Below are 19,201 nucleotides of genomic sequence, written 5' to 3'. Positions count from 1 at the left end.
GCTAAACCGATGAGTGCCGAGGATCTCGAGAAGTACGAAACCGAGATGGAGCTGTCGCTCTACCGTGAATACCGGGACATCGTCGGACAGTTCTCCTACGTCGTGGAGACCGAACGACGTTTCTACCTGGCCAACACGGTCGAGTTGCTGCCCCACAATTCAGACGGGGAGATCTACTTCGAACTGCGGATGTCCGACGCCTGGGTGTGGGACATGTACCGCCCGGCGCGATTCGTGAAGTACGTGCGCGTCGTGACGTTCAAGGACGTCAACATCGAAGAGCTGGACAAGCCGGATCTGCGCCTTCCTGACTGATCTTGACAACGAAGTGCCCCGCCGATATCGGTGGGGCACTTCGCATTTCGCGGAGTTGCGCGGGGTCAGTTGCCCTTGACATTCACGATCTGACGCAGCGTGTGTCGAATCTCGACCAAGTCCTTCGCGTCGTCCATCACGACGTCGATGTCCTTGTACGCGCCCGGGATCTCGTCGAGGAACGCCGCGGAACGCTTGTATTCGATGCCGACCATCGCCTTGTCGAGATCTTCGATCGTAAAGGTCTTGCGTGCCTGGTTACGTCCGTACACCCGACCCGCGCCGTGGGGGCTGGACTTGAACGACGGCACGTTTCCCTTCCCGACGACGACGTAACTCGCCGTCCCCATCGAACCGGGGATGAGCCCGGGCGTGCCCTCGTCTGCCTTGATCGCACCCTTACGGCTCAGCCACACACCCCGGCCCATATGGAACTCCTTCTGGGTGAAGTTGTGGTGGCAGTTGATCCGCTCGACCTCGTCGATGATCGCGGGCTTGCCGTCACCCATGAAGTGCGCGAAGTCCTTCACCACGCGGTCCATCATCTCTTCGCGGTTGAGCAGAGCGAAGTGCTGAGCCCAGTTGAGATCGGTGATGTACGAGTCGAATTCGGGCGTCCTCTCGACCAGGTAGGCAAGATCCGGATCGGGAAGGTTGATGTACCACCGCTCGCACAAGTCCTTGGCGATCTTGATGTGATGCTGTGCGAGCTTGTTTCCGATACCGCGGCTGCCCGAGTGCAGGAACAGCCAGACGCCGTCGCTCTCGTCGAGCGTCACCTCGATGAAGTGGTTGCCAGAACCCAGCGTTCCGAGCTGAAACCTCCAGTTGTTCTTGAACTTGTCGTAGAAGGCCAGGCGATCGCCCGCAATTGCCTCGAGTTCTGCGATGCGGATTTGCGCCGTGTCGCTCAGCGTCTTGTTGTAGACACCTGCCGAGAGCGGAACGGAGCGTTCGATGCTGTGGCGAAGAACGCTCAGGTCGCGGCCTTGAAGGTCGCGTGCACTGAACTGGGTTTTGACCGCGATCATTCCGCAGCCGATATCGACTCCGACGGCGGCGGGCATGATTGCGCCTTCCGTCGGAATGACCGAACCCACCGTCGCTCCCGCACCGAGGTGCGCATCCGGCATAAGTGCCAGATGTGGACGGACAAAAGGCATCTGGGACGTACGCAGCGCTTGCTCGCGAGTGTTCTCGTCGAGTATCGATGCCCAGTTCCACAGCCTCTTGGTGATCTTCTCCATCAGATTTCTCCCACATAGTTCACAGCCGAACCGATCGGTCCGGTGTGTCGTGCAGGAATGACCATGCGCTCCGTCAGTGGTTGTGTGCAACCTCTTTTCAGGTGCGCAGACCGTCTGCGAGTTCGTAGATTCGTCCGACGTACTTCTCCTGGAAGGCTTTTCGGGCAGCATCTGCCTGTTGCCGTGCGCCCATCCTGGCGTAGAGGTACTCGAGTTGAACCAAGCTTTCGCCGATGTCGACGCGTCGCTGGTCGAGAACCGTCAACTCGTCGACCAGCCGAGCCAGATCGAGTCGTGCAAGATCTAGCGCTGTCTCCGGTACCTCGTCCATGGTGATCCTCGATGTCCGTGAGTGCTTCCTGAGTTTGAGGCTAGCATCATTCGAACATATTTTCGATACCTGGAATTGTTGGTTACTTCGACAATGTGGCGGACAGTTGGTCTATGGCGTACGGAATGCTCAGGACGGTATTGCCGGACATCGCCGCGCCGACGGGTGGATCTGCGGTGTATCGCACGACTATCGCATTTCCGTTATTCACAGCGGGTAGCCGCTGGTAGAGAGTGTTGCCGGGGAGGGCCTTCTCTCCCTCCGGATCGGCCATCACGATCAAACGATCAACGGGTTCGAGGATGTCGTATCGCTCGTTCGGCAGCCAGTCGCCGAACTGGTCGCCGACGAATGCGTCGACCGTCGGGGGGAGGGTGAATCCGAGTGACGAGAGGAAGATGCCGCGTGGGTCGTGCGACGAGAACACGTATCCCTCGGGAGTGTCGAGGTTGACGATCGTTGCGGTTTGCCCGGAAAACTCCGGGTGTGCAGCGCGAGCGGTGGCAAACGCGTTTTCGGTATCCGTGATCAGTTGCTGAGCTTGTGGTTCTTTGCCGAGGGCGCGCCCGGCGGTGAGCGTCATGTCGGTCCACGGCGTTGTGTATGCGTCGTAGTCCTTGCTCTGCGCGACAGTCGGCGCAATCGAGGTCAGCTTCTCGTAGGTCTCCGTGTCGATGTCGGCGTACAGCGCTAGGATCAGATCTGGTGCGAGGGAGGCGATTTGCTCGAAGTTGAAGTCTCCGCCGCTGTTGATGTAGGTCGGAGTTTTCCCCTTCCAGTAATTCTTCGTCCACGGCCAGCTTTCATCCATGCCGGACCCCCACCATTCGGCCATGCCTACGGGTTCGACTCCCAAGGCGAGCAGTGGTTCGTGATCGGTGTATCCGAGTGTCACTACCCGCTGCGGTTCGGCATCGATGGTCGTCGAACCCTGTGCGTGCTCGATCGTCACGGGGAATGCGTCGTTGCTCTGGGTCGCTGATGCGGTGTCGACGCCTTGTGAGGTTCCACAGGCGGTCGAGAACCCGATGATCGCGGCCGCAGTGAGTAGGGCGGCGAGGATTCGGGTGCTACGTGAGGGCACGTGCATGCTCCTTCGAAGTGGTGGGCGAAGTGATCTGAGTTCCGCGTGAAGTGCTGAACTGGTCGCGTCAGCAATAAAGTGAGGCTAACCTTTGCAAGATCGTCGGTCCATCCTTCAGGATGGACTCGGATACGCCCAGAAAGACGCAAAATGTCCACTATCGAGTACTCGACTCGTCCAAAGTCCTTGCTAGCGCTACCCGATAGTCGCGGACGGACATTCAAAGATTTTCAGGTCTACACCAACGTCGTCGACGGAGTGACTGCGTACGGAGCTCATCGACACCCCGAGCATCAGATCGCCTGGATGAGTGAAGGGACGATGCAGATCGCTGCCGGAGGCAATGTGTGGCACCTGCACAGCGAGCACTTGGTCTGGTTGCCGGGCACCGTTCTCCACGACATGACACTTCTGACGGAGGGGTGCATGATTGCGGCCTATGCGCGTCCGGATCTACGCCCTGCCGGGCCGCGGTGGACTCAGCCACTTGTTCTCGAAGTCGATGCTCTGTCCGCTCAATTGCTGCGTCATCTCGTAGATCGGACCATCGACGACGCTCGGCGGTTGATGAGTCAGGAGTTGCTCTACGACATTCTTGCTGCCGCGCCCGAACGGCACGACGTCCTCGCGGTTCCTCGCAATGCTGCGGCGAGTTCGGTTTCTGCCCGCATCCTTGCCGATCCGGCAGACTCACGGACGCTGGGGGAGTGGGCGGGCGAACTCGGGGTCAGTTCCAAGACCTTGATGCGTGCCTTTGTCGCCGATACCGGGATTACCTTCGGGCAGTGGAGAACTCGAGCACGCATGTACGCATCACTCGAGATGCTCGCGCGGGGTGAGGGTGTCAATGACGTTGCCCCGCAGGTTGGTTACCGCACCAGCAGTGGGTTCATAGCCGCATTTCGGGAAACCTTCGGTACGACGCCGGCCCGGTATGGCGGAAAGCTGATGCGGTGATTTGCTGATGATTTCTTGAACTCGGTTGACGGCAAAGCTTTGTTCGGCAACGTAGAAATGGGCCGAGCTACCAGCATCTGCTGGTAGCTCGGCCGATTTACTAATCTGAACTGAGTCAGCTCATGTTGCCGAGCACATTGCCCAAGACACCGCTGATGACATTGGTCATCGACCCCTGCGGGTCGGTCAGGGAGCCGAATACCTGGCCTGATCCGGAGTTGAGTGAGCCGAAGCCCATGTCCTCGAGGCTTCCGGCGCCCGCCTCGACGGGGTTCGGCTGCCGGATGGTGACGCAGACGCCCATCGGATTGATGTTCCAGTCGCCCGCCGCCAGCACAATGTTGGTGCCGGCGCCGCTGTCGAGCTGCGTGCCTACAACTGCGTTATCGGGAACTTTGTAGGTGGTTTCCAAAGCGATGACGCCGCCGCCCGCAGTGGTCCATCCGCCGCCCTTTGCCACCACGGAGTTGTTGCCGACAACGACGGTCTTGGTGACGTCGTCCCACTTCTGGTCGCCGATAAGCCATTTGACGTTCAGGCGAGCCTTGACCAGCTGGAATCCTGCCGGGTGGAAATCGCGGATCTGATTGACGAGGGCTCCGGAACCGGAAACCTTGGTGATGTAGGTGACCGTCTGACCCGCGGCGACCTTGCCATCGCCGACAACCTCCTTGCTGACGGTGTACGGCGTCCCGAGGGAACCGGCCCAACTGTCGGTGACCGACTGGTTGAGCGCGCATGCCGGTGCTGCTTGCGCCACCGAGGCTCCAAGTCCAACAGTGACGCCGGCGGCGATGAGAACGAGGGATGTAGTGGTTGCTACTGCGTGGCGAAGTGAGCGGCGGGCCATGTAGAACTCCATTCAGCGGGGTGCGTGACGGTTTGAGCAAAACTGTAACTAGTTCTACTGGACTTTCGTCCAAATTGTGGGGATTTCAGAAAATTGTCACGGTTCGGGTCGCCGTTGGTGTGTTGCGCTGCCGAATTCCACAGGTTCTGAGTTGTCAACAGGTTGTTTTCGGATGGCTTGGTTTTGTGGTGGCGGGTCGAGGGTGGTGGTTGGGACGCGGTTCGTATAGGGCGGGCGCGGGGTCGTGTGAGTGGTGGGGGCTGCGATGGCGAGGAATATGGCGTTGGGTGCTCGGGGCGAGGATGTGGCTGTCGAGTTCCTGATCGATTCTGGTTTGGAGATTGTCGAGCGTAATTGGCGTTGTCGGTACGGCGAGTTGGATGTTGTTGCGACGTCCGGTGATCGGATTGTGTTCGTGGAGGTGAAGACTCGGTCGGGTGTCGGGTACGGGAGTCCGGCGGAGTCGGTGACGTTCGCGAAGCAGCGTCGGATTCGGGTGTTGGCGATGCAGTGGCTCACTGATTCGGGTCGGTCGTGGTCGAGGGTGCGTTTCGATGTGGTGGCGGTGTTGATCGGCCGCGACGGTGTGCCTTCGGTCGAGCATTTTGTGGATGCGTTCTGATGGCGTTGGGGCGGGCGCATTCTGTTGCGGTCAGTGGCGTGGACGGGCAGATCGTGGAGATCGAGGCGGATATCGGGCGCGGGTTGCCTGCGGTGCATTTGGTGGGGCTGCCTGATACGGCGTTGCACGAGTCGCGTGATCGGATTCGCGCCGCGGTGACCAATTCTGGTGAGGAGTGGCCGGACAGCAAGGTGATTTTGGCGTTGTCGCCGGCGACGTTGCCGAAGGTGGGCAGCGTTTACGATTTGGCTCTGTCGTTGTCGGTTCTCGATGCGGCGAAGAAGTTGCCGCGGAAGTTGTTGCGGGAGACTGTCTTTTTGGGGGAGTTGGCACTCGACGGTCGACTGCGGACGGTGCGTGGTGTGTTGCCTGCGGTGCTTGCGGCGAAGCGGGCGGGATGGGGGACTGTGGTGGTTCCAGCTCGGGCGTTGGCTGAGGCGGGCCTGGTGAAGGGGATCGAAGTGCTGGGCGCTGACGATCTGTCTGCGGTGATCGGGTGGTTGCGTGGTGAGTTGGCGCTGGCTGTTCCTGATGTTTTCGAGCGTGCGGATGTGGTGACGGTGCGGGATCTGAGTGAGGTTGTCGGGCAGACGGATGCTCGGTGGGCGATCGAGGTTGCTGCGGCGGGTGCGCATCATTTGATGTTGACGGGTCCGCCGGGGATCGGGAAAACGATGTTGGCGCAGAGGCTTCCGGGGATTCTTCCGCCGTTGACGGAGGGGGAGTCGTTGGAGGTGACGGCGATTCATTCGGTGGCGGGGGTGTTGCCGGAGGATCGGCCGTTGATCGATATGCCGCCTTTCATTGCGCCGCATCATAGTTCGTCGGTCAGTTCGCTGGTGGGTGGTGGTAGTGGGATGGCTCGTCCTGGTGCGGTCAGCCGCGCCCATCGCGGCGTGCTGTTTCTCGACGAATGTGCCGAGATCGGGGTGAAGGTGCTCGAAGCGCTACGCACGCCACTCGAAGACGGGGAAGTGCGAATCGCCCGGCGGGACGGAGTTGCGCGGTACCCGGCGCGGTTCCAGCTGATCCTGGCCGCCAATCCCTGCCCATGCGCGCCGCCGCGAGACGCGGACTGCGTCTGCGCACCCGCGGCGCGTCGCCGTTACCTGGGGAAATTGTCCGGTCCACTCTTGGACCGAGTCGACATCAGGGTTCGGATGCAGGCCGTTGCAACCGGAGCGCTGATCGACGAAGTAGGGGAAAGTACCGGCGATGTCCGTGCGCGCGTGGCGGCGGCTCGAGACACTGCAGCCCAGCGGTGGAGTGAGTACGGGTGGCGGACCAACGCGGAAGTACCAGGGCCGGCGTTGAGACAGAAGTTCAGACTCTCGCGTGCGGCGCTGGCGCCGGTGGAACGGGCGCTGCGCAAAGGTGTGATCACTGCTCGTGGTGCGGACCGAGCGTTGCGGGTTGCCTGGAGTGTCGCCGATCTGGCAGGTGAGGCGATGCCCGGACCAGACCAAGTTGTCACCGCACTCGACTTCCGAGACAGGGGATTCCAATGACTGCACACGATCCGCGACTACTCGCTTGGGCATATCTGTCCCGCGTCGTGCAGGGCCCAAGCGCGTATATGTCCATGTTGATCGACGAGCTCGGGGTCGAAGAAACTGCGAGGGCGGTCCGCAACGGCGATCTGCCACCCGCGATCGAGGAGAAGACGCGAGCCCGCGCTCACATCGACACAGCCCAACGAGACCTCGACCTGATGGAGGCGATGGGTGGCAGACTTGTAACACCGAACTGCGCCGATTGGCCGGCGTGGCGAATGCTTTCCTTCGACGGACTCGATGCCTCCGGGGGTGAGACGGCGCCATTTGTGCTGTGGGTGTTGGGGTCCGGGGATTTGGTTGATCTGACCGAGAGATCGGTTGGGATTGTCGGCACGCGAGCATCTACTGCGTACGGCGAACACGTGACGGCAGAGATTGCCGGTGACCTCGCTGTCGACGGATGGACCGTGATTTCCGGGGCGGCCTTCGGTATCGACGGGGCCGCGCACCGCGCTGCATTGGGCGTAGGTGGAAACACACTGGCTGTCTTGGCCTGTGGGGTCGATCGAGCGTATCCGTCAGGGCATGCGCGACTACTCAAACAGATAGCGAGTTCGGGTGCAGTGATAAGTGAGTATCCACCGGGCACAACACCTGCAAAGTTCCGGTTTCTGGCAAGGAATCGACTGGTAGCTGCGTTGTCGGACGGAGTAGTGGTGGTCGAGGCGGGTTGGCGCAGTGGTGCACGCAATACCGCCAATTGGGCCCGGAAATTGGGCCGCCCGGTAATGGCGGTGCCCGGGCCGGTTACTTCGGCATCGTCGACCGGATGTCACCGGATGATCCGCGAAGGTGAAGCGCAACTCGTTTCCAATGCCGTGGATGTAGTCGAAGCGTCAGGTCCATTTGGTGTCGGGGATTCCGCGGAGGATGCAGCCGCTACACGTGACATCGACGCATTGCGGGGCAATTCTCGGTTGGTATACGAAGCATTGCCGGGAACAGGTTCACGTAGTACGCGTGAGCTGTCCGAGGAATCGGGATTGCTCATAACGCAGGTTCGTGCAACTCTTCCTCTGCTCGAACTCGAGGGGTTTGCGAGTTCGGATTCGAGTGGATGGTTTCGGACACGGTAGCGCGTGAACTTGATTGTGCTCGTCCGGTGGGCGGGTGGCGATGCCCACTAACCGTTTCGGCGAGAACGAAACTCGAATACCCTCGCGATGCTGGTAATTGCACGTCAGGACTGCTTTTCGTGAACTCGATCGGCCTGTGTGCAGCGTTATTCTCGACCCAGCTTTGCAGACCTGGCCGTGAATTTAACGGGCCTCAGGAAAGTCTCAGGTCAATGTGCTTTGAAGTCTGATTAGTCTGGATCCCCTGAGTGCGGGTATTGATTGGTGCGTCGTTAACCCGCTGCTAATTCGGACCATTGAGTCTGTTCGGAAATGGCACAGGTTTCCGGACTTCTTTTGTTCATCAACGCTCTATCTGTGTATTGTGAAGGAGAATTGAATCGATCATTGAAAGAGGAGTGCAATGGCTGAGAAGCTGATTCGGCAACTCATCGACGACCTTGACGGCAAGCCGATTGACGATGGATTCGGTGATCGAATTGAGTTCTCTTACCAGGGAACGGATTACGTGATCGATCTGCGCGCCACCAATGCAGAGAAGTTCGACGCTGCGGTGAAGCCGTTCGTCGAGGCGGCGGCGAAGGTGAGCGGGAAGCGTGGCAAGAAGGCGCAGGCTGCATCTCCGCAGGCCACGTCGGGTTCTGGCCGCTCCAAGGAGACGCTCCAGGCCATTCGTGATTGGGCGGGTAAGAACGGTTACGAAGTTGCTCCGCGCGGGCGTATCAAAGCGGAAATCATCGACGCTTTCGACGCTGCACACTAGGTTGAATTAATATCTCCTCTGGCCCCTGGCGAACCTCGCCGGGGGCCAGAGGCGTATTTTACTATTGCTTTGCTGAATTTCTCCGATAGCGATGTGCTGCCTGATCATGCACGAGTCCTGATTCGGAAATTTGGCTGCCACCGACGAATTTACCCGGCAGAGTGGTCGGTTTATTTCGTTGCGCACCGTGGTCTGTCGCGCGCGGGGCGGATGTGCCGGGGGAGGCATTTTGTCCATGCGCTGCAATTGTCGTGTACCTTAGTTAGGTAACACTAACTTTTGGAAGGATCTTTCTGTGGCCAAGCCGACAACTGCATTGACGGTTCTGCGGACCGAACAATTGACTCCCCATATGGTGCGAGTGTTTCTCGGGGGACCGGGCTTCGAGTCCTTCACTCCCAGCGAATACAGCGATTCCTATGTAAAGATCGAATTCGGCACTCCTGATCAGCCGATACTGCGCACCTACACGATTCGTTCGTACGATCTTGATGCCAAAGAGATTGCAATCGATTTTGTCGTCCACGGCGACATGGGAGTCGCAGGTCCGTGGGCCGCGTCCGTTCAGCCGGGCGCTGAGATTACCCTGCGTGGACCGGGTGGCGCGTTTTCGCCGTCACCATCCGCTGATTGGTATCTCTTCGTCGGAGACGAGACCGCAATACCTGCTATTACTGCTTCGATAGCGAGATTGGCGCCGGATGCGGTCGGCTACGCCGTCGTCGAAGTCGGGGGGCCGGAAGACGAAATCGCGCTCGATGCCCCAGAAGGTATTGCCGTGACCTGGCTGCATCGCGGAGCATCGTCCGATGCTGTCGGCGAAGAATTAGCTGGCGACAACGCTCCGGTTGTCGCCGCGGTCAAGGCACTCGAATGGTTGCCGGGCGAACCGCACGTGTTCATTCACGGTGAAGCACAAGCCGTCATGCACAACCTCCGGCCGTACATTCGCAAGGAACGAAATGTCCCGGCGGCGGCTGCTTCTATTTCCGGCTATTGGCGTCGTGGTCGCACCGAAGAAGGCTTCCGGGTCTGGAAGTCCGAACTCGCCGCGGCCGAAAACTAACTCGCGGCGGCCTTGCCGCGAGTCAGCAACACGAGCGCAACGGCCGCGAGAACTCCGAAGGTGGGAATTGCGATTGCCATCGGCACGGCAGTGTCTTCTCCCGCAATTCCCACCAACGGCGAAACCAGCGCTGCCAAGCCGAACTGGCCCGCTCCCATCAGGGCTGAACCAGTTCCGGCCGCGTTGGTGACCTCTCCTTGGGCGAGAGCGGTTGCATTGCCCATGATGAACCCGATGCTCGAAATCGCCACGAACAGCGGGACCAAGATCAGCCATGTATTCGTGGAACTGAAAACCACGCTGGTACAGAACAATACGGCGCCACCAATGAGGAGCAGGCAAACCCCGAAACGCAGCAGCGTGCGAGCTCCGACGAGACCGAGCAGGCGAGTGGTGATCATCGCTGCCGTGACCATTCCGGTGGCGTTCACTGCGAACACGATCGAGAATTGTGACGGACTCAGCCCGAGAACATTCTGAACGACGAACGGTGACGCGGAGATGTACGCGAACAAGGCGCCGAATCCGAAGACGAATGCGAGCGCATATCCGAGGTAGTGCCGGTTCCGGACCACGTACTGCAGATTCGAGATCAGGGCCTTCAAACCACCGCCATGGCGTCGCTCGGGTGGAAGTGTCTCGGGAACGAGCAAAACGACACCAGCCACCATCACAGCGCCCGCGACAGCCAGGACCCAGAAGATCCCGCGCCATCCGACGGGGCCGAGAAGTGCGCCGCCGATCAGTGGCGCGACCACGGGAGCGATACCGCCGATGATCATCATGATGCTGAAGAGCTTCGCTGCGTCGTCGCCACGCGCTCGGTCGGCAATACAAGCGCGGGCGAGAACGATGGCAGCGCCTCCACTCAAGCCCTGGACGAGTCGTGCACCGATGAGAAACTCGATGTTCGGCGCCACCGCGCATGCCGCGCCGCTCAGTGCCGTGACGATTGTCGCGGCCAGCAGTATTCGTCGCCTGCCAAGTCCGTCGGAGATGGGACCGATGATCAGCTGGCCGATTCCGAGGCCTGCCATGAAGGTGGTCAGCGTGAGTTGAACGCTGGCCGCAGTAGTGTCGAGTGCATCCGCCATCAAAGGTAGGCCGGGCAGGTACATGTCGATGGACAGTGGAGCGATTGCGGAAATCAGTGCCAGTACACACAACATCTTCAGAGGAATTGCTCGATTCACCGATCAACCCTATCGGCGAGGGAGCTTGCAGTTTCAATCGCGGCGAGCGAGCGTGTGTTCATGACTGACGCATTGCCGGCGAGCTTGAGCGTTCACCTCGATGCGTATGCCGAGCAACTCCGACTGAGCCGAGGCCGGTCGGAACACACGATCCGCGCCTACGTCGGTGACGCGCGGGCATTGCTGACCCATTTCTCCGCGGGTTCGGAGAATGCAGATCTCGACCGCCTCGACCTAGGTGTCATGCGTTCGTGGTTGGCCGCCCAGAATGCCGTAGGAACAGCCCGTACGACGGTAGCTCGACGGGCTTCTTCGGCGCGTGGTTTCACTGCGTGGCTCGCGCAGACCGGACGTATTTCCGTCGACCCGGGCACACGTCTGGCGGCTCCACCTGCTCGTCGCACGCTGCCGACGGTGCTGCGTCAGAGCCAGGCCCTCGACGCAATGGATGCAGCGGAAAGCGGTGCGCAGCAACAAGAGCCGCTCGCCCTGCGAGACCGACTCATCGTGGAATTGTTGTACTCCACCGGAATTCGCGTCGGCGAGTTGTGTGGACTGGACGTCGAGTCCGTCGATGCTGATCGACGTTTGCTTCGTGTCCTCGGCAAGGGGAACAAGGAGCGATCGGTGCCATACGGCCTGCCTGCAGAATCGGCACTGAACGGGTGGCTGGAGCACGGGCGACCCGCGCTGAGTTCGGATAGGTCCGGGCGAGCATTGCTCCTCGGAGTTCGAGGCGGCCGGCTCGATCAGCGTCAGGCGCGTTCGGTGGTCCACGAAACCATGGCTGCAATTCCAGGGGCTCCCGACATGGGTCCGCACGGGCTTCGGCACTCGGCTGCGACGCATTTGCTGGAGGGTGGTGCAGACCTTCGTGTGGTCCAAGAACTCCTCGGGCATGCGAGTTTGGCGACCACTCAGCTGTACACGCACGTGTCGGTCGAACGCCTTCGATCCGTCCACGATCAGGCCCATCCACGCGCCTAGATTGTGAAGCGACGCGAGTTCTCGGCCGGTATTTGGTAGCGTCGCAGCTCAGAAGAGTGAACAATCGGCAAGTTCGATCGTCGTGTCGAGACACTCGATGACATGCGAAATCCGGGGGATTCGTGAACCGCCAAGATGTGAAGCACCTGCCGAACAGCGGCCAACCGGCCTGGCTGTCCGAAGCGCCACAACCGGCTCCCGAGCCGGCGCCGACGCCGGAGCCTGTGGCACGACTGCAAGAGGTCTGGACCACGCCACCGCCACCGTCGAGCCAACAGCAGGTGACAAACCAGGATCTGGTTGCCGAAGCTTTACTGAAACGCCCTAAACGGACGCCGCGTGGCGGATGGCGTAGGGGATTGCATCGTGCGACCGGAGGTGTGGTCAATCTGGGGGATTCGACCAACGAACAGCGCAACCGTGCACTGGCCGCCCGAATCGAGCAGCCGATCCGTAACGACTATCGAGTCGCTTTGCTCTCGCTCAAAGGGGGCGTGGGCAAGACGACGGTCACGGTCGGACTCGGTGCGACATTTGCTTCGCTTCGTGGTGACTGCGTCGTGGCGGTTGACGCCAATCCCGATTTCGGAACTTTGGCGCAACGTGTTCCGCTGCAGACCAATTCGACGGTGCGCGATCTGATTGCTGCTAGACCGGACATAAAAAGCTATTCGGACGTTCGAGTGCACACATCCCAGTCGTCGAGTCGTCTCGAGGTCCTGGCGAGTGAGCAGGATCCGGCGATTTCGGAGGCATTCAGCGAGGCGGACTATCGCCAGGTCATCGACATCTTGCAGGTCTACTACAACATCATCCTCACCGATTGCGGTACCGGGATCATGCACTCGGCGATGAACGGCGTTCTCGATCTTGCCAATTCGTTGGTTCTCGTCAGTTCGCCGGCAATCGACGGAGCGCGCAGCGCAGCGGCAACGCTCGATTGGCTTCAGTTGCACGGATACGGCCATCTGGTCGAACGGACCGTCGTCGTCATCAGCGCCGCCCGACCAGGGTCGAGCGTGATCGACATGGACGCTTTGGTGGACTATTTCATGCGTCGATGCCGCGCCGTCGAGGTCATTCCTTTCGACGAGCATCTCGCGGAGGGGTCGGTGATGGACCTCGAGTTGATGCGACCGGCCACCAGACGAGCGTTCATGGAACTGGCAGCGATGGTGGCCGACGACTTCGCGGACGCTGTGGGTCGGCACGCCGTTTCCGAGTGGCACTGATTCTGCGACCGATTTCTGCGACCGATCAGCCTCCTTTCAATGGCTTGAGCCTGAGCGGTTGCGTCCGAACGAGTCCGAGTGGATCGAGATACTCGCGTCCACGGCGCAAGCCCCAGTGCAGACATGCTTCGACAGCACACCCTTCGTGCCCGGTTTCGAGGGTTCCGATCACGGACCTGGCGGCGACGCGTTCACCTGCGCGAACGACTGCTACGACGGGTTCGTAGGTCGTGCGTAGGCCGCCGGAGTGATCTATCGACACCGTCGGCTTTCCGGCGACCACTCCCGCGAACACCACAATGCCGTCGCCGGCCGCGAGGACGGATTGGCCGGCACTGCCGCCGAGATCGACCCCGCGATGACCCGGCAGCCAATTCTTGGCCGGTTTGTCGAAAGCGCGTTCCACGTGCGGCCGGGGAGCGAGCGGCCAGTCGAAACGCGTGTCTGCCGACGCCGTGCCTACGGCGACACAGCAGGAGATCACGGCAACGACCACTCCTCGTCGAGCTCCGCGAAACATCGTCATTCCTTGATCTTGCGTGGAGTCGCACGCGCTTCAATGCAGATCAGACGGGTAATCCACAAGATGATCGCCGATCCACAACCGCCGGTTCGGTCTGTTGCTTCCGGGGTGGTTATGGCATCGGCGGACGAGGACGTACACTTGTCGAGCGGTCTGTGCTCGCACAGTCCGACTTCGCGCGCCCGCGCACGTTTTCCGGCCTCGGCTGGTCCTGGTTCTCACGAAACAGGTCCGACGGCCGTGCGGGTGCCAGGGCAGGGATCACCCGATCGCCTGCATCAACCGGATTGAAAGTTTGAGGTACACAGCCATGGCTGTCGTAACCATGAAGCAGATGCTCGATAGTGGAACCCACTTCGGACATCAGACCCGTCGCTGGAACCCGAAGATGAAGCGATTCATCTTGACCGACCGCAACGGCATCTACATCATCGACCTCCAGCAGACGCTGACGTACATCGACAAGGCGTACGAGTTCGTCAAGGAGACCGTTGCCCACGGCGGCACCGTCCTCTTCGTCGGCACCAAGAAGCAGGCGCAGGAGTCCATCGCTTCCGAAGCGACTCGCGTCGGAATGCCCTACGTCAACCAGCGTTGGCTCGGCGGCATGCTCACCAACTTCACCACCGTTCACAAGCGTCTGCTTCGCCTCAAGGAGCTCGAGGCAATGGAGCAGACCGGTGGATTCGAAGGTCGCACCAAGAAGGAAATCCTCATGCTCACGCGTGAGATGACCAAGCTGGATCGCACCCTCGGTGGTATCCGCGACATGGCCAAGGTTCCTTCCGCGGTGTGGATCGTCGACACCAACAAGGAGCACCTGGCAGTTGCCGAGGCTCGCAAGCTGAACATCCCGGTCATCGCGATCCTGGACACCAACTGCGACCCCGACCTCGTCGACTACCCGATCCCGGGCAACGACGACGCCATCCGTTCCGCAGCACTGCTGACCAAGGTTGTCGCTTCCGCGGTTGCCGAAGGTGTGCAGGCACGTGCAGGACTGAGCGCCGACAAGGACGCGAAGCCCGAAGCCGGCGCAGGCGAGCCCCTCGCCGAGTGGGAGCAGGAACTGCTCTCGCAGGCAGCTCCGGCTGCAGAGGCTGAGGCAGCTCCGGCTGCAGAGGCTGAGGCAGCCCCCGCCGCAGAGGCACCGGCCACCGAGGCCTGATTCGTTGAAACCGGCCCTGACCAAGAGTTCTTTTGGTCAGGGCCGTTTCACCGTTAGGCCCGAGCACCACCGTCAGGCCGTGCTTCACCGCTAGGCCGTGCTTCACCGTTAGTCCTAGGTCCGAAACAGACACATGAGGAGGCTCGCTAATCATGGCGAACTACACCGCCGCTGACGTCAAGCGGCTCCGTGAGCTCACCGGCTCCGGAATGATGGCATGTAAGAACGCACTCGCAGATGCAGACGGCGATTTCGACAAGGCCGTCGAGCAGCTGCGCATCAAGGGCGCGAAGGATGTCGGAAAGCGCGCAGAGCGCACCACCGCTGAGGGTCTCGTCGTCGCCAAGGACGGCGTCATGATCGAGATCAACTGCGAGACCGACTTCGTCGCCAAGAACGACGAGTTCATCAAGCTGGCCGACGAGATCGTGACCGTCGCTGCTGCTGGCAAGCCTGCGGACCTCGACGCTCTCAAGGCGCTCGAGCTCGACGGCAAGACCATCGACACCGTCATTGCGGAGCAGTCCGCGAAGATCGGCGAGAAGCTCGAACTGAGCCGCGTCGCTTCCTTCGACGGCCCCGTTGCCGTTTACCTGCACAAGCGCAGCTCCGACTTGCCGCCCGCTGTCGGCGTTCTCATCGAGTACACCGGCGAAGGCGATGCTGCTGCTGAGGCCGCTCGCGGCGCTGCAATGCAGGTCGCAGCACTCAAGGCAAAGTACGTCACGCGTGACGAGGTTCCCGCTGAAATCGTCGCTTCCGAGCGTCACATCGCCGAGGAGACCGCCCGCGCAGAAGGCAAGCCCGAGCAGGCTCTGCCGAAGATCATCGAAGGCCGCGTCAACGGTTTCTTCAAGGACGTCGTTCTGACCGAGCAGTCTTCGGTCACGGACTCCAAGAAGACCGTCAAGGCGATCCTCGACGAGGCAGGCGTGACCATCAAGCGCTTCGTGCGTTTCGAGGTCGGCGCCTCCGCTTAATTCGGAGCCCGTACACATGGACCCCGCCTGAAGAGCATTTGCTCTACCGGCGGGGTCTACGTGTACCTGGGGCCTCCGATGAGGCAGGATAAGAGTGCTTCGGGACGAGTCCCGGGGGCTTTCCTATGTCGCGGTGTCCGATTCGGCGGCAGAAGAAGAATGAAGGACCTACAAGGTCTTGTATCGAACTGAGGAGAACAATGTCCGAACCAGCCAACGAACGTCCAGGATTCAAGCGGGTCCTGCTCAAACTCGGCGGCGAAATGTTCGGAGGCGGCAAAGTCGGTCTCGATCCCGACGTGGTCACCAAGGTGGCTGAGCAGATCGCAGAGGTCGTTCGATCGGGCGTACAGGTTGCAGTGGTCATCGGCGGCGGAAACTTCTTCCGCGGAGCGGAACTGCAGCAGCGTGGCCTCGATCGCGCGCGCTCCGACTACATGGGCATGCTCGGCACCGTCATGAACTGCCTCGCTCTGCAGGATTTCCTGGAGAAGGCCGGCGTCGATTCTCGAGTGCAGACGGCAATCACCATGGGACAGGTCGCCGAGCCGTACCTTCCGCTTCGCGCACGTAGGCACCTCGAGAAGGGGCGCGTAGTCATCTTCGGTGCCGGGATGGGTATGCCCTACTTCTCCACCGACACCACTGCTGCGCAGCGCGCGCTGGAGATCGGTGCCGAGGTAGTGCTGATGGCCAAGGCCGTCGACGGCGTCTACTCGGCCGACCCGCGTATCGACCCGGACGCGACGATGTACGAACAGATCACGCACCGCGAGGTCATCGAACGTGAGCTCAAGGTCGCGGACGCGACGGCGTTCAGCCTGTGCATGGACAACTCGATGCCGATGATGGTGTTCAACCTCCTCACCGAAGGAAACATCGCTCGCGCGGTGTCCGGTGAGAAGATCGGCACCCTGATCAAGTCGTGAGTGACACCCAAAAAATGATGCAGAACAACATGGAGGAACAGCCGTGATCGATGAAGCGCTCTTCGAGGCAGAAGAGAAGATGGAAAAGGCTGTCACGGTAGCCAAGGACGATCTCGGCTCGGTTCGCACCGGACGCGCGAACCCCGGTATGTTCTCGCGCATCGTGATCGACTACTACGGTTCGATCACGCCGATCACGCAGCTCGCGAGCATCAACGTCCCCGAGGCCCGCATGGTCATCGTCAAGCCGTACGAGGCTTCGCAGCTCAACGCGATCGAGACGGCGATCCGCAACTCGGATCTCGGTGTGAACCCGTCCAACGACGGCAGCATCATCCGCATCTCGGTTCCGCAGCTCACTGAAGAGCGTCGTCGTGAACTGGTGAAGCAGGCCAAGTCCAAGGGCGAGGATTCGAAGGTCACGCTGCGCAACATCCGCCGCAAGGCGATGGACGAACTCGGCCGGATCCAGAAGGACGGTGAAGCCGGCGAGGACGAGGTCGGTCGCGCAGAGAAAGAACTCGACAAGACCACGGCGAAGTACGTGCACACGGTCGAGGAACTCGTCAAGCACAAGGAAGCAGAGTTGATGGAGGTATAGCCTCCTCATTTGCAGTGTTTGTCGTCGGGAGTAGATCAGGGAGTTTGGGTGCACGCACAAGAGGGAACCGCCGGTGGTCCCGTCACGGACGGGCCTACGGGCGGCGCTGAGGGCGCGCAACCGCCGAAGTCGAAGGCGGGCAGGAACCTACCTGCCGCCATCGGCGTCGGAGCTGGTCTCGGAGCCTTGGTCATCGGCACTTTGATCTTCCTGCCCCCGGGATGGATCGCTGTCGTCGCGATCGCGATGTTCATCGCGACGTGGGAGGTCACAACGCGGCTTCGTGAAGCCGACATCGAGGTGCCGCGAATTCCCCTTCTCGTCGGAGGGCAAGCCACGATCTGGCTCGGCTGGCCGTGGGGACCGGTCGGGGTGCTCAGCGGATTCACCGCAACCGTCCTGGTGTGCATGGTGTGGCGGTTGTTCGACCACGGGCTCAAGGCGACCCCGAAGAACTTCCTGAGAGACACCTCCATCACGGTGTTCGTTCTGGCGTGGATCCCGCTGTTGGCGTCATTCGGTGCATTGATGGTGCTCGAAGACGACGGCCCGGGTCGCGTCTTCGTCCTGATGATCGGTGTCGTGTGCTCCGACATCGGCGGTTACGCGGCCGGAGTGCTGTTCGGGAAGCACCCGATGGTGCCGGCTGTGAGCCCGAAGAAGTCCTGGGAAGGATTTGTCGGCTCCCTCATTTTCTGCGTCATCGGCAGCCTGCTTTCGGTGACGTTGATCCTCGACGCGAACTCGATGATCGGCGTCCTGCTCGGTGTCGTCCTGGTAGTCGTCGCGACGGTCGGAGACCTGATCGAATCGCAGATCAAGCGTGAACTCGGCATCAAGGACATGGGAACCCTGCTTCCCGGCCACGGCGGAATCATGGATCGCCTGGATTCACTCCTGCCGTCGGCATTTGTCACCTGGCTGATTCTGTACGCACTCGTCTGATTTCGCGTGCGTGATTTCTTCTCCGGCCGTTCCAAGCCGATCCCCAGCCCGAACATCTGGCACTGGCCGGGCGTGTACGAAATCGAGAACCGCGCGCAGGACGTCGACGGTTCCATCTGGGCCGCGATGCGAGCCCAGGTCGACTGGTCTGGACGCGACGTCGTCGACGTCGGCTGTGGGGCGGGGTTCCATCTACCGGAGTTCGCTCGTGCTGCCCGTCGTGTTGTCGGAGTGGAGCCGCACGCACCGCTGGTGAAGGCCGCGCGGGAACGAACCCGCGATTCGGCGTCGATCGACGTAGTCCAGGGTTCAGCAGAGTCCACGGGTCTGGTGGATGCTTCAGTCGATCTCGTTCATGCCCGTACGGCGTACTTTTTCGGCAAAGGCTGCGGCCCGGGAATTCGTGAAGCCATGCGCATCCTGAGGCCCGGGGGAGCCCTGCTGATCGTGGATCTCGATGTGAGCGCCGGCCCGTACGGAGAGTGGATGAGGGCGGATCTGCCCAAATACGATCCCGCGGCGGTCGAAGGATTCTTCGAGGCTCAAGGGTTCTCGCTCACGCGTGTCGACGCCCGGTGGGAGTTCGAGAATCGAGACGACTTGCGGCGGGTACTCGGAATCGAGTTCACCGAGAAGACTGCCGAGCGTGCGTTCTCGCAAGTAACGGGATTGGGCTTCACGGTGCGATACCGGATCCATGTTCGGTCCAAACCACGATCACTCGAACTTGCGTGAAAGCGGGCTCGAAAGACGAACGTCAGGCGCTCCGACTTGAG

21 protein-coding genes are annotated in these 19,201 nt (G+C 60.9%); 15 read left to right on the top strand and 6 right to left on the bottom strand.

All coding sequences use genetic code 11. The features are described 5' to 3' along the window. Nucleotides 1–9: 9 nt before the first annotated feature. Nucleotides 10–315 carry a DUF2469 domain-containing protein gene (locus AC1DVN_RS22695; RefSeq protein WP_003942715.1) on the top strand — a complete coding sequence of 102 codons (306 nt, stop codon included), beginning with the start codon at nucleotides 10–12 and terminating at the stop codon, nucleotides 313–315. 65 nt (nucleotides 316–380) lie between these two features. Here AC1DVN_RS22695 and AC1DVN_RS22690 read toward each other — a convergent pair whose 3' ends face one another. The 3 genes from AC1DVN_RS22690 to AC1DVN_RS22680 all read right to left on the bottom strand — a co-directional run bounded on the left by AC1DVN_RS22690 (nucleotide 381) and on the right by AC1DVN_RS22680 (nucleotide 2,983). Continuing rightward, a complete protein-coding gene (locus AC1DVN_RS22690) occupies nucleotides 381–1,562 on the bottom strand; it encodes an RtcB family protein (RefSeq protein ID WP_477916742.1) in 1,182 nt (393 codons plus the stop codon). A 97-nt stretch (nucleotides 1,563–1,659) separates the two neighbouring features. After that, nucleotides 1,660–1,893, bottom strand: coding sequence for a hypothetical protein (locus AC1DVN_RS22685; protein WP_019747974.1), 234 nt, complete (start codon nucleotides 1,891–1,893; stop codon nucleotides 1,660–1,662). Between the two features lie 82 nt (nucleotides 1,894–1,975). Continuing rightward, entirely contained in the window at nucleotides 1,976–2,983 is a 1,008-nt protein-coding gene (locus AC1DVN_RS22680; RefSeq protein ID WP_477845827.1) for an iron-siderophore ABC transporter substrate-binding protein, read from the bottom strand. A gap of 144 nt (nucleotides 2,984–3,127) precedes the next feature. Between AC1DVN_RS22680 and AC1DVN_RS22675 the strand changes: the two genes are divergently transcribed. Beyond that, entirely contained in the window at nucleotides 3,128–3,934 is an 807-nt protein-coding gene (locus tag AC1DVN_RS22675; RefSeq protein ID WP_477845828.1) for a helix-turn-helix transcriptional regulator, read from the top strand. Between the two features lie 115 nt (nucleotides 3,935–4,049). On the opposite strand, the gene AC1DVN_RS22670 is transcribed toward AC1DVN_RS22675, so the two are convergent. Beyond that, nucleotides 4,050–4,784 (bottom strand): hypothetical protein, encoded by a 735-nt coding sequence (locus AC1DVN_RS22670; protein ID WP_003942731.1) that lies wholly within the window; start codon nucleotides 4,782–4,784, stop codon nucleotides 4,050–4,052. Nucleotides 4,785–5,049: 265 nt separating this feature from the next. Between AC1DVN_RS22670 and AC1DVN_RS22665 the strand changes: the two genes are divergently transcribed. The 5 genes from AC1DVN_RS22665 to AC1DVN_RS22645 all read left to right on the top strand — a co-directional run bounded on the left by AC1DVN_RS22665 (nucleotide 5,050) and on the right by AC1DVN_RS22645 (nucleotide 9,867). Beyond that, nucleotides 5,050–5,406, top strand: coding sequence for a YraN family protein (locus AC1DVN_RS22665; protein ID WP_029255132.1), 357 nt, complete (start codon nucleotides 5,050–5,052; stop codon nucleotides 5,404–5,406). Further along, nucleotides 5,406–6,914 carry a YifB family Mg chelatase-like AAA ATPase gene (locus AC1DVN_RS22660; RefSeq protein ID WP_021333044.1) on the top strand — a complete coding sequence of 503 codons (1,509 nt, stop codon included), beginning with the start codon at nucleotides 5,406–5,408 and terminating at the stop codon, nucleotides 6,912–6,914. Before AC1DVN_RS22665 ends, AC1DVN_RS22660 begins: the two co-directional genes overlap by 1 nt. Continuing rightward, entirely contained in the window at nucleotides 6,911–8,038 is a 1,128-nt protein-coding gene (dprA, locus tag AC1DVN_RS22655) for a DNA-processing protein DprA (RefSeq protein WP_020907367.1), read from the top strand. Before AC1DVN_RS22660 ends, dprA begins: the two co-directional genes overlap by 4 nt. 403 nt (nucleotides 8,039–8,441) lie before the next feature. Then, entirely contained in the window at nucleotides 8,442–8,801 is a 360-nt protein-coding gene (locus AC1DVN_RS22650; RefSeq protein ID WP_003942721.1) for a histone-like nucleoid-structuring protein Lsr2, read from the top strand. Nucleotides 8,802–9,096: 295 nt separating this feature from the next. Next, the gene (locus AC1DVN_RS22645) at nucleotides 9,097–9,867 is read left to right on the top strand and encodes a siderophore-interacting protein (RefSeq protein ID WP_019747982.1); all 771 of its coding nucleotides are present in this window, start codon (nucleotides 9,097–9,099) and stop codon (nucleotides 9,865–9,867) included. On the opposite strand, the gene AC1DVN_RS22640 is transcribed toward AC1DVN_RS22645, so the two are convergent. Further along, on the bottom strand, nucleotides 9,864–11,036 hold the full coding sequence (locus AC1DVN_RS22640) for a multidrug effflux MFS transporter (RefSeq protein ID WP_477845985.1): 1,173 nt from the start codon (nucleotides 11,034–11,036) through the stop codon (nucleotides 9,864–9,866). The two genes, AC1DVN_RS22645 and AC1DVN_RS22640, sit on opposite strands and share 4 nt — an antisense overlap. 84 nt (nucleotides 11,037–11,120) lie before the next feature. Here AC1DVN_RS22640 and AC1DVN_RS22635 point away from each other — a divergent pair, with 84 nt between their 5' ends. After that, nucleotides 11,121–12,047, top strand: coding sequence for a tyrosine recombinase XerC (locus tag AC1DVN_RS22635; RefSeq protein ID WP_037134373.1), 927 nt, complete (start codon nucleotides 11,121–11,123; stop codon nucleotides 12,045–12,047). 122 nt (nucleotides 12,048–12,169) lie between these two features. Further along, entirely contained in the window at nucleotides 12,170–13,279 is a 1,110-nt protein-coding gene (locus tag AC1DVN_RS22630) for a MinD/ParA family ATP-binding protein (protein WP_019747985.1), read from the top strand. Between the two features lie 25 nt (nucleotides 13,280–13,304). Here AC1DVN_RS22630 and AC1DVN_RS22625 read toward each other — a convergent pair whose 3' ends face one another. Then, the gene (locus AC1DVN_RS22625) at nucleotides 13,305–13,805 is read right to left on the bottom strand and encodes a M23 family metallopeptidase (protein WP_024487342.1); all 501 of its coding nucleotides are present in this window, start codon (nucleotides 13,803–13,805) and stop codon (nucleotides 13,305–13,307) included. 307 nt (nucleotides 13,806–14,112) lie between these two features. Here AC1DVN_RS22625 and rpsB point away from each other — a divergent pair, with 307 nt between their 5' ends. The 6 genes from rpsB to AC1DVN_RS22595 all read left to right on the top strand — a co-directional run bounded on the left by rpsB (nucleotide 14,113) and on the right by AC1DVN_RS22595 (nucleotide 19,160). Next, nucleotides 14,113–14,970, top strand: a complete 858-nt coding sequence (rpsB, locus tag AC1DVN_RS22620) for a 30S ribosomal protein S2 (RefSeq protein ID WP_003942709.1) — start codon at nucleotides 14,113–14,115, stop codon at nucleotides 14,968–14,970. Nucleotides 14,971–15,122: 152 nt separating this feature from the next. After that, nucleotides 15,123–15,950 carry a translation elongation factor Ts gene (gene tsf / locus AC1DVN_RS22615; protein WP_019747987.1) on the top strand — a complete coding sequence of 276 codons (828 nt, stop codon included), beginning with the start codon at nucleotides 15,123–15,125 and terminating at the stop codon, nucleotides 15,948–15,950. A gap of 200 nt (nucleotides 15,951–16,150) precedes the next feature. Then, nucleotides 16,151–16,879, top strand: a complete 729-nt coding sequence (gene pyrH, locus AC1DVN_RS22610) for a UMP kinase (protein WP_019747988.1) — start codon at nucleotides 16,151–16,153, stop codon at nucleotides 16,877–16,879. 43 nt (nucleotides 16,880–16,922) lie between these two features. After that, nucleotides 16,923–17,480 (top strand): ribosome recycling factor, encoded by a 558-nt coding sequence (frr, locus tag AC1DVN_RS22605; RefSeq protein ID WP_003942777.1) that lies wholly within the window; start codon nucleotides 16,923–16,925, stop codon nucleotides 17,478–17,480. Between the two features lie 48 nt (nucleotides 17,481–17,528). Further along, nucleotides 17,529–18,425, top strand: coding sequence for a phosphatidate cytidylyltransferase (locus AC1DVN_RS22600; RefSeq protein WP_003942673.1), 897 nt, complete (start codon nucleotides 17,529–17,531; stop codon nucleotides 18,423–18,425). Nucleotides 18,426–18,431: 6 nt separating this feature from the next. Continuing rightward, entirely contained in the window at nucleotides 18,432–19,160 is a 729-nt protein-coding gene (locus AC1DVN_RS22595; RefSeq protein WP_477845904.1) for a class I SAM-dependent methyltransferase, read from the top strand. Nucleotides 19,161–19,201: the final 41 nt, after the last annotated feature.

Source organism: Rhodococcus sp. P4_E4, from assembly GCF_056401575.1.
This window is presented reverse-complemented; position numbering and strand designations above follow the sequence as displayed.

Bases quoted from the DNA above. Each gene is read 5' to 3' on its own strand.
- AC1DVN_RS22695 (WP_003942715.1), top strand. From the start codon at position 10: ATGAGTGCCGAGGATCTCGAGAAGTACGAAACCGAGATGGAGCTGTCG.
- AC1DVN_RS22660 (WP_021333044.1), top strand. From the start codon at position 5,406: ATGGCGTTGGGGCGGGCGCATTCTGTTGCGGTCAGTGGCGTGGACGGG.
- rpsB (WP_003942709.1), top strand. From the start codon at position 14,113: ATGGCTGTCGTAACCATGAAGCAGATGCTCGATAGTGGAACCCACTTC.
- AC1DVN_RS22650 (WP_003942721.1), top strand. From the start codon at position 8,442: ATGGCTGAGAAGCTGATTCGGCAACTCATCGACGACCTTGACGGCAAG.
- tsf (WP_019747987.1), top strand. From the start codon at position 15,123: ATGGCGAACTACACCGCCGCTGACGTCAAGCGGCTCCGTGAGCTCACC.
- AC1DVN_RS22680 (WP_477845827.1), bottom strand. From the start codon at position 2,983: ATGCACGTGCCCTCACGTAGCACCCGAATCCTCGCCGCCCTACTCACT.
- AC1DVN_RS22665 (WP_029255132.1), top strand. From the start codon at position 5,050: ATGGCGAGGAATATGGCGTTGGGTGCTCGGGGCGAGGATGTGGCTGTC.
- AC1DVN_RS22675 (WP_477845828.1), top strand. From the start codon at position 3,128: ATGTCCACTATCGAGTACTCGACTCGTCCAAAGTCCTTGCTAGCGCTA.
- AC1DVN_RS22640 (WP_477845985.1), bottom strand. From the start codon at position 11,036: ATGTTGTGTGTACTGGCACTGATTTCCGCAATCGCTCCACTGTCCATC.
- pyrH (WP_019747988.1), top strand. From the start codon at position 16,151: ATGTCCGAACCAGCCAACGAACGTCCAGGATTCAAGCGGGTCCTGCTC.
- AC1DVN_RS22690 (WP_477916742.1), bottom strand. From the start codon at position 1,562: ATGGAGAAGATCACCAAGAGGCTGTGGAACTGGGCATCGATACTCGAC.
- AC1DVN_RS22635 (WP_037134373.1), top strand. From the start codon at position 11,121: ATGACTGACGCATTGCCGGCGAGCTTGAGCGTTCACCTCGATGCGTAT.
- AC1DVN_RS22670 (WP_003942731.1), bottom strand. From the start codon at position 4,784: ATGGCCCGCCGCTCACTTCGCCACGCAGTAGCAACCACTACATCCCTC.
- AC1DVN_RS22625 (WP_024487342.1), bottom strand. From the start codon at position 13,805: ATGACGATGTTTCGCGGAGCTCGACGAGGAGTGGTCGTTGCCGTGATC.
- dprA (WP_020907367.1), top strand. From the start codon at position 6,911: ATGACTGCACACGATCCGCGACTACTCGCTTGGGCATATCTGTCCCGC.
- AC1DVN_RS22685 (WP_019747974.1), bottom strand. From the start codon at position 1,893: ATGGACGAGGTACCGGAGACAGCGCTAGATCTTGCACGACTCGATCTG.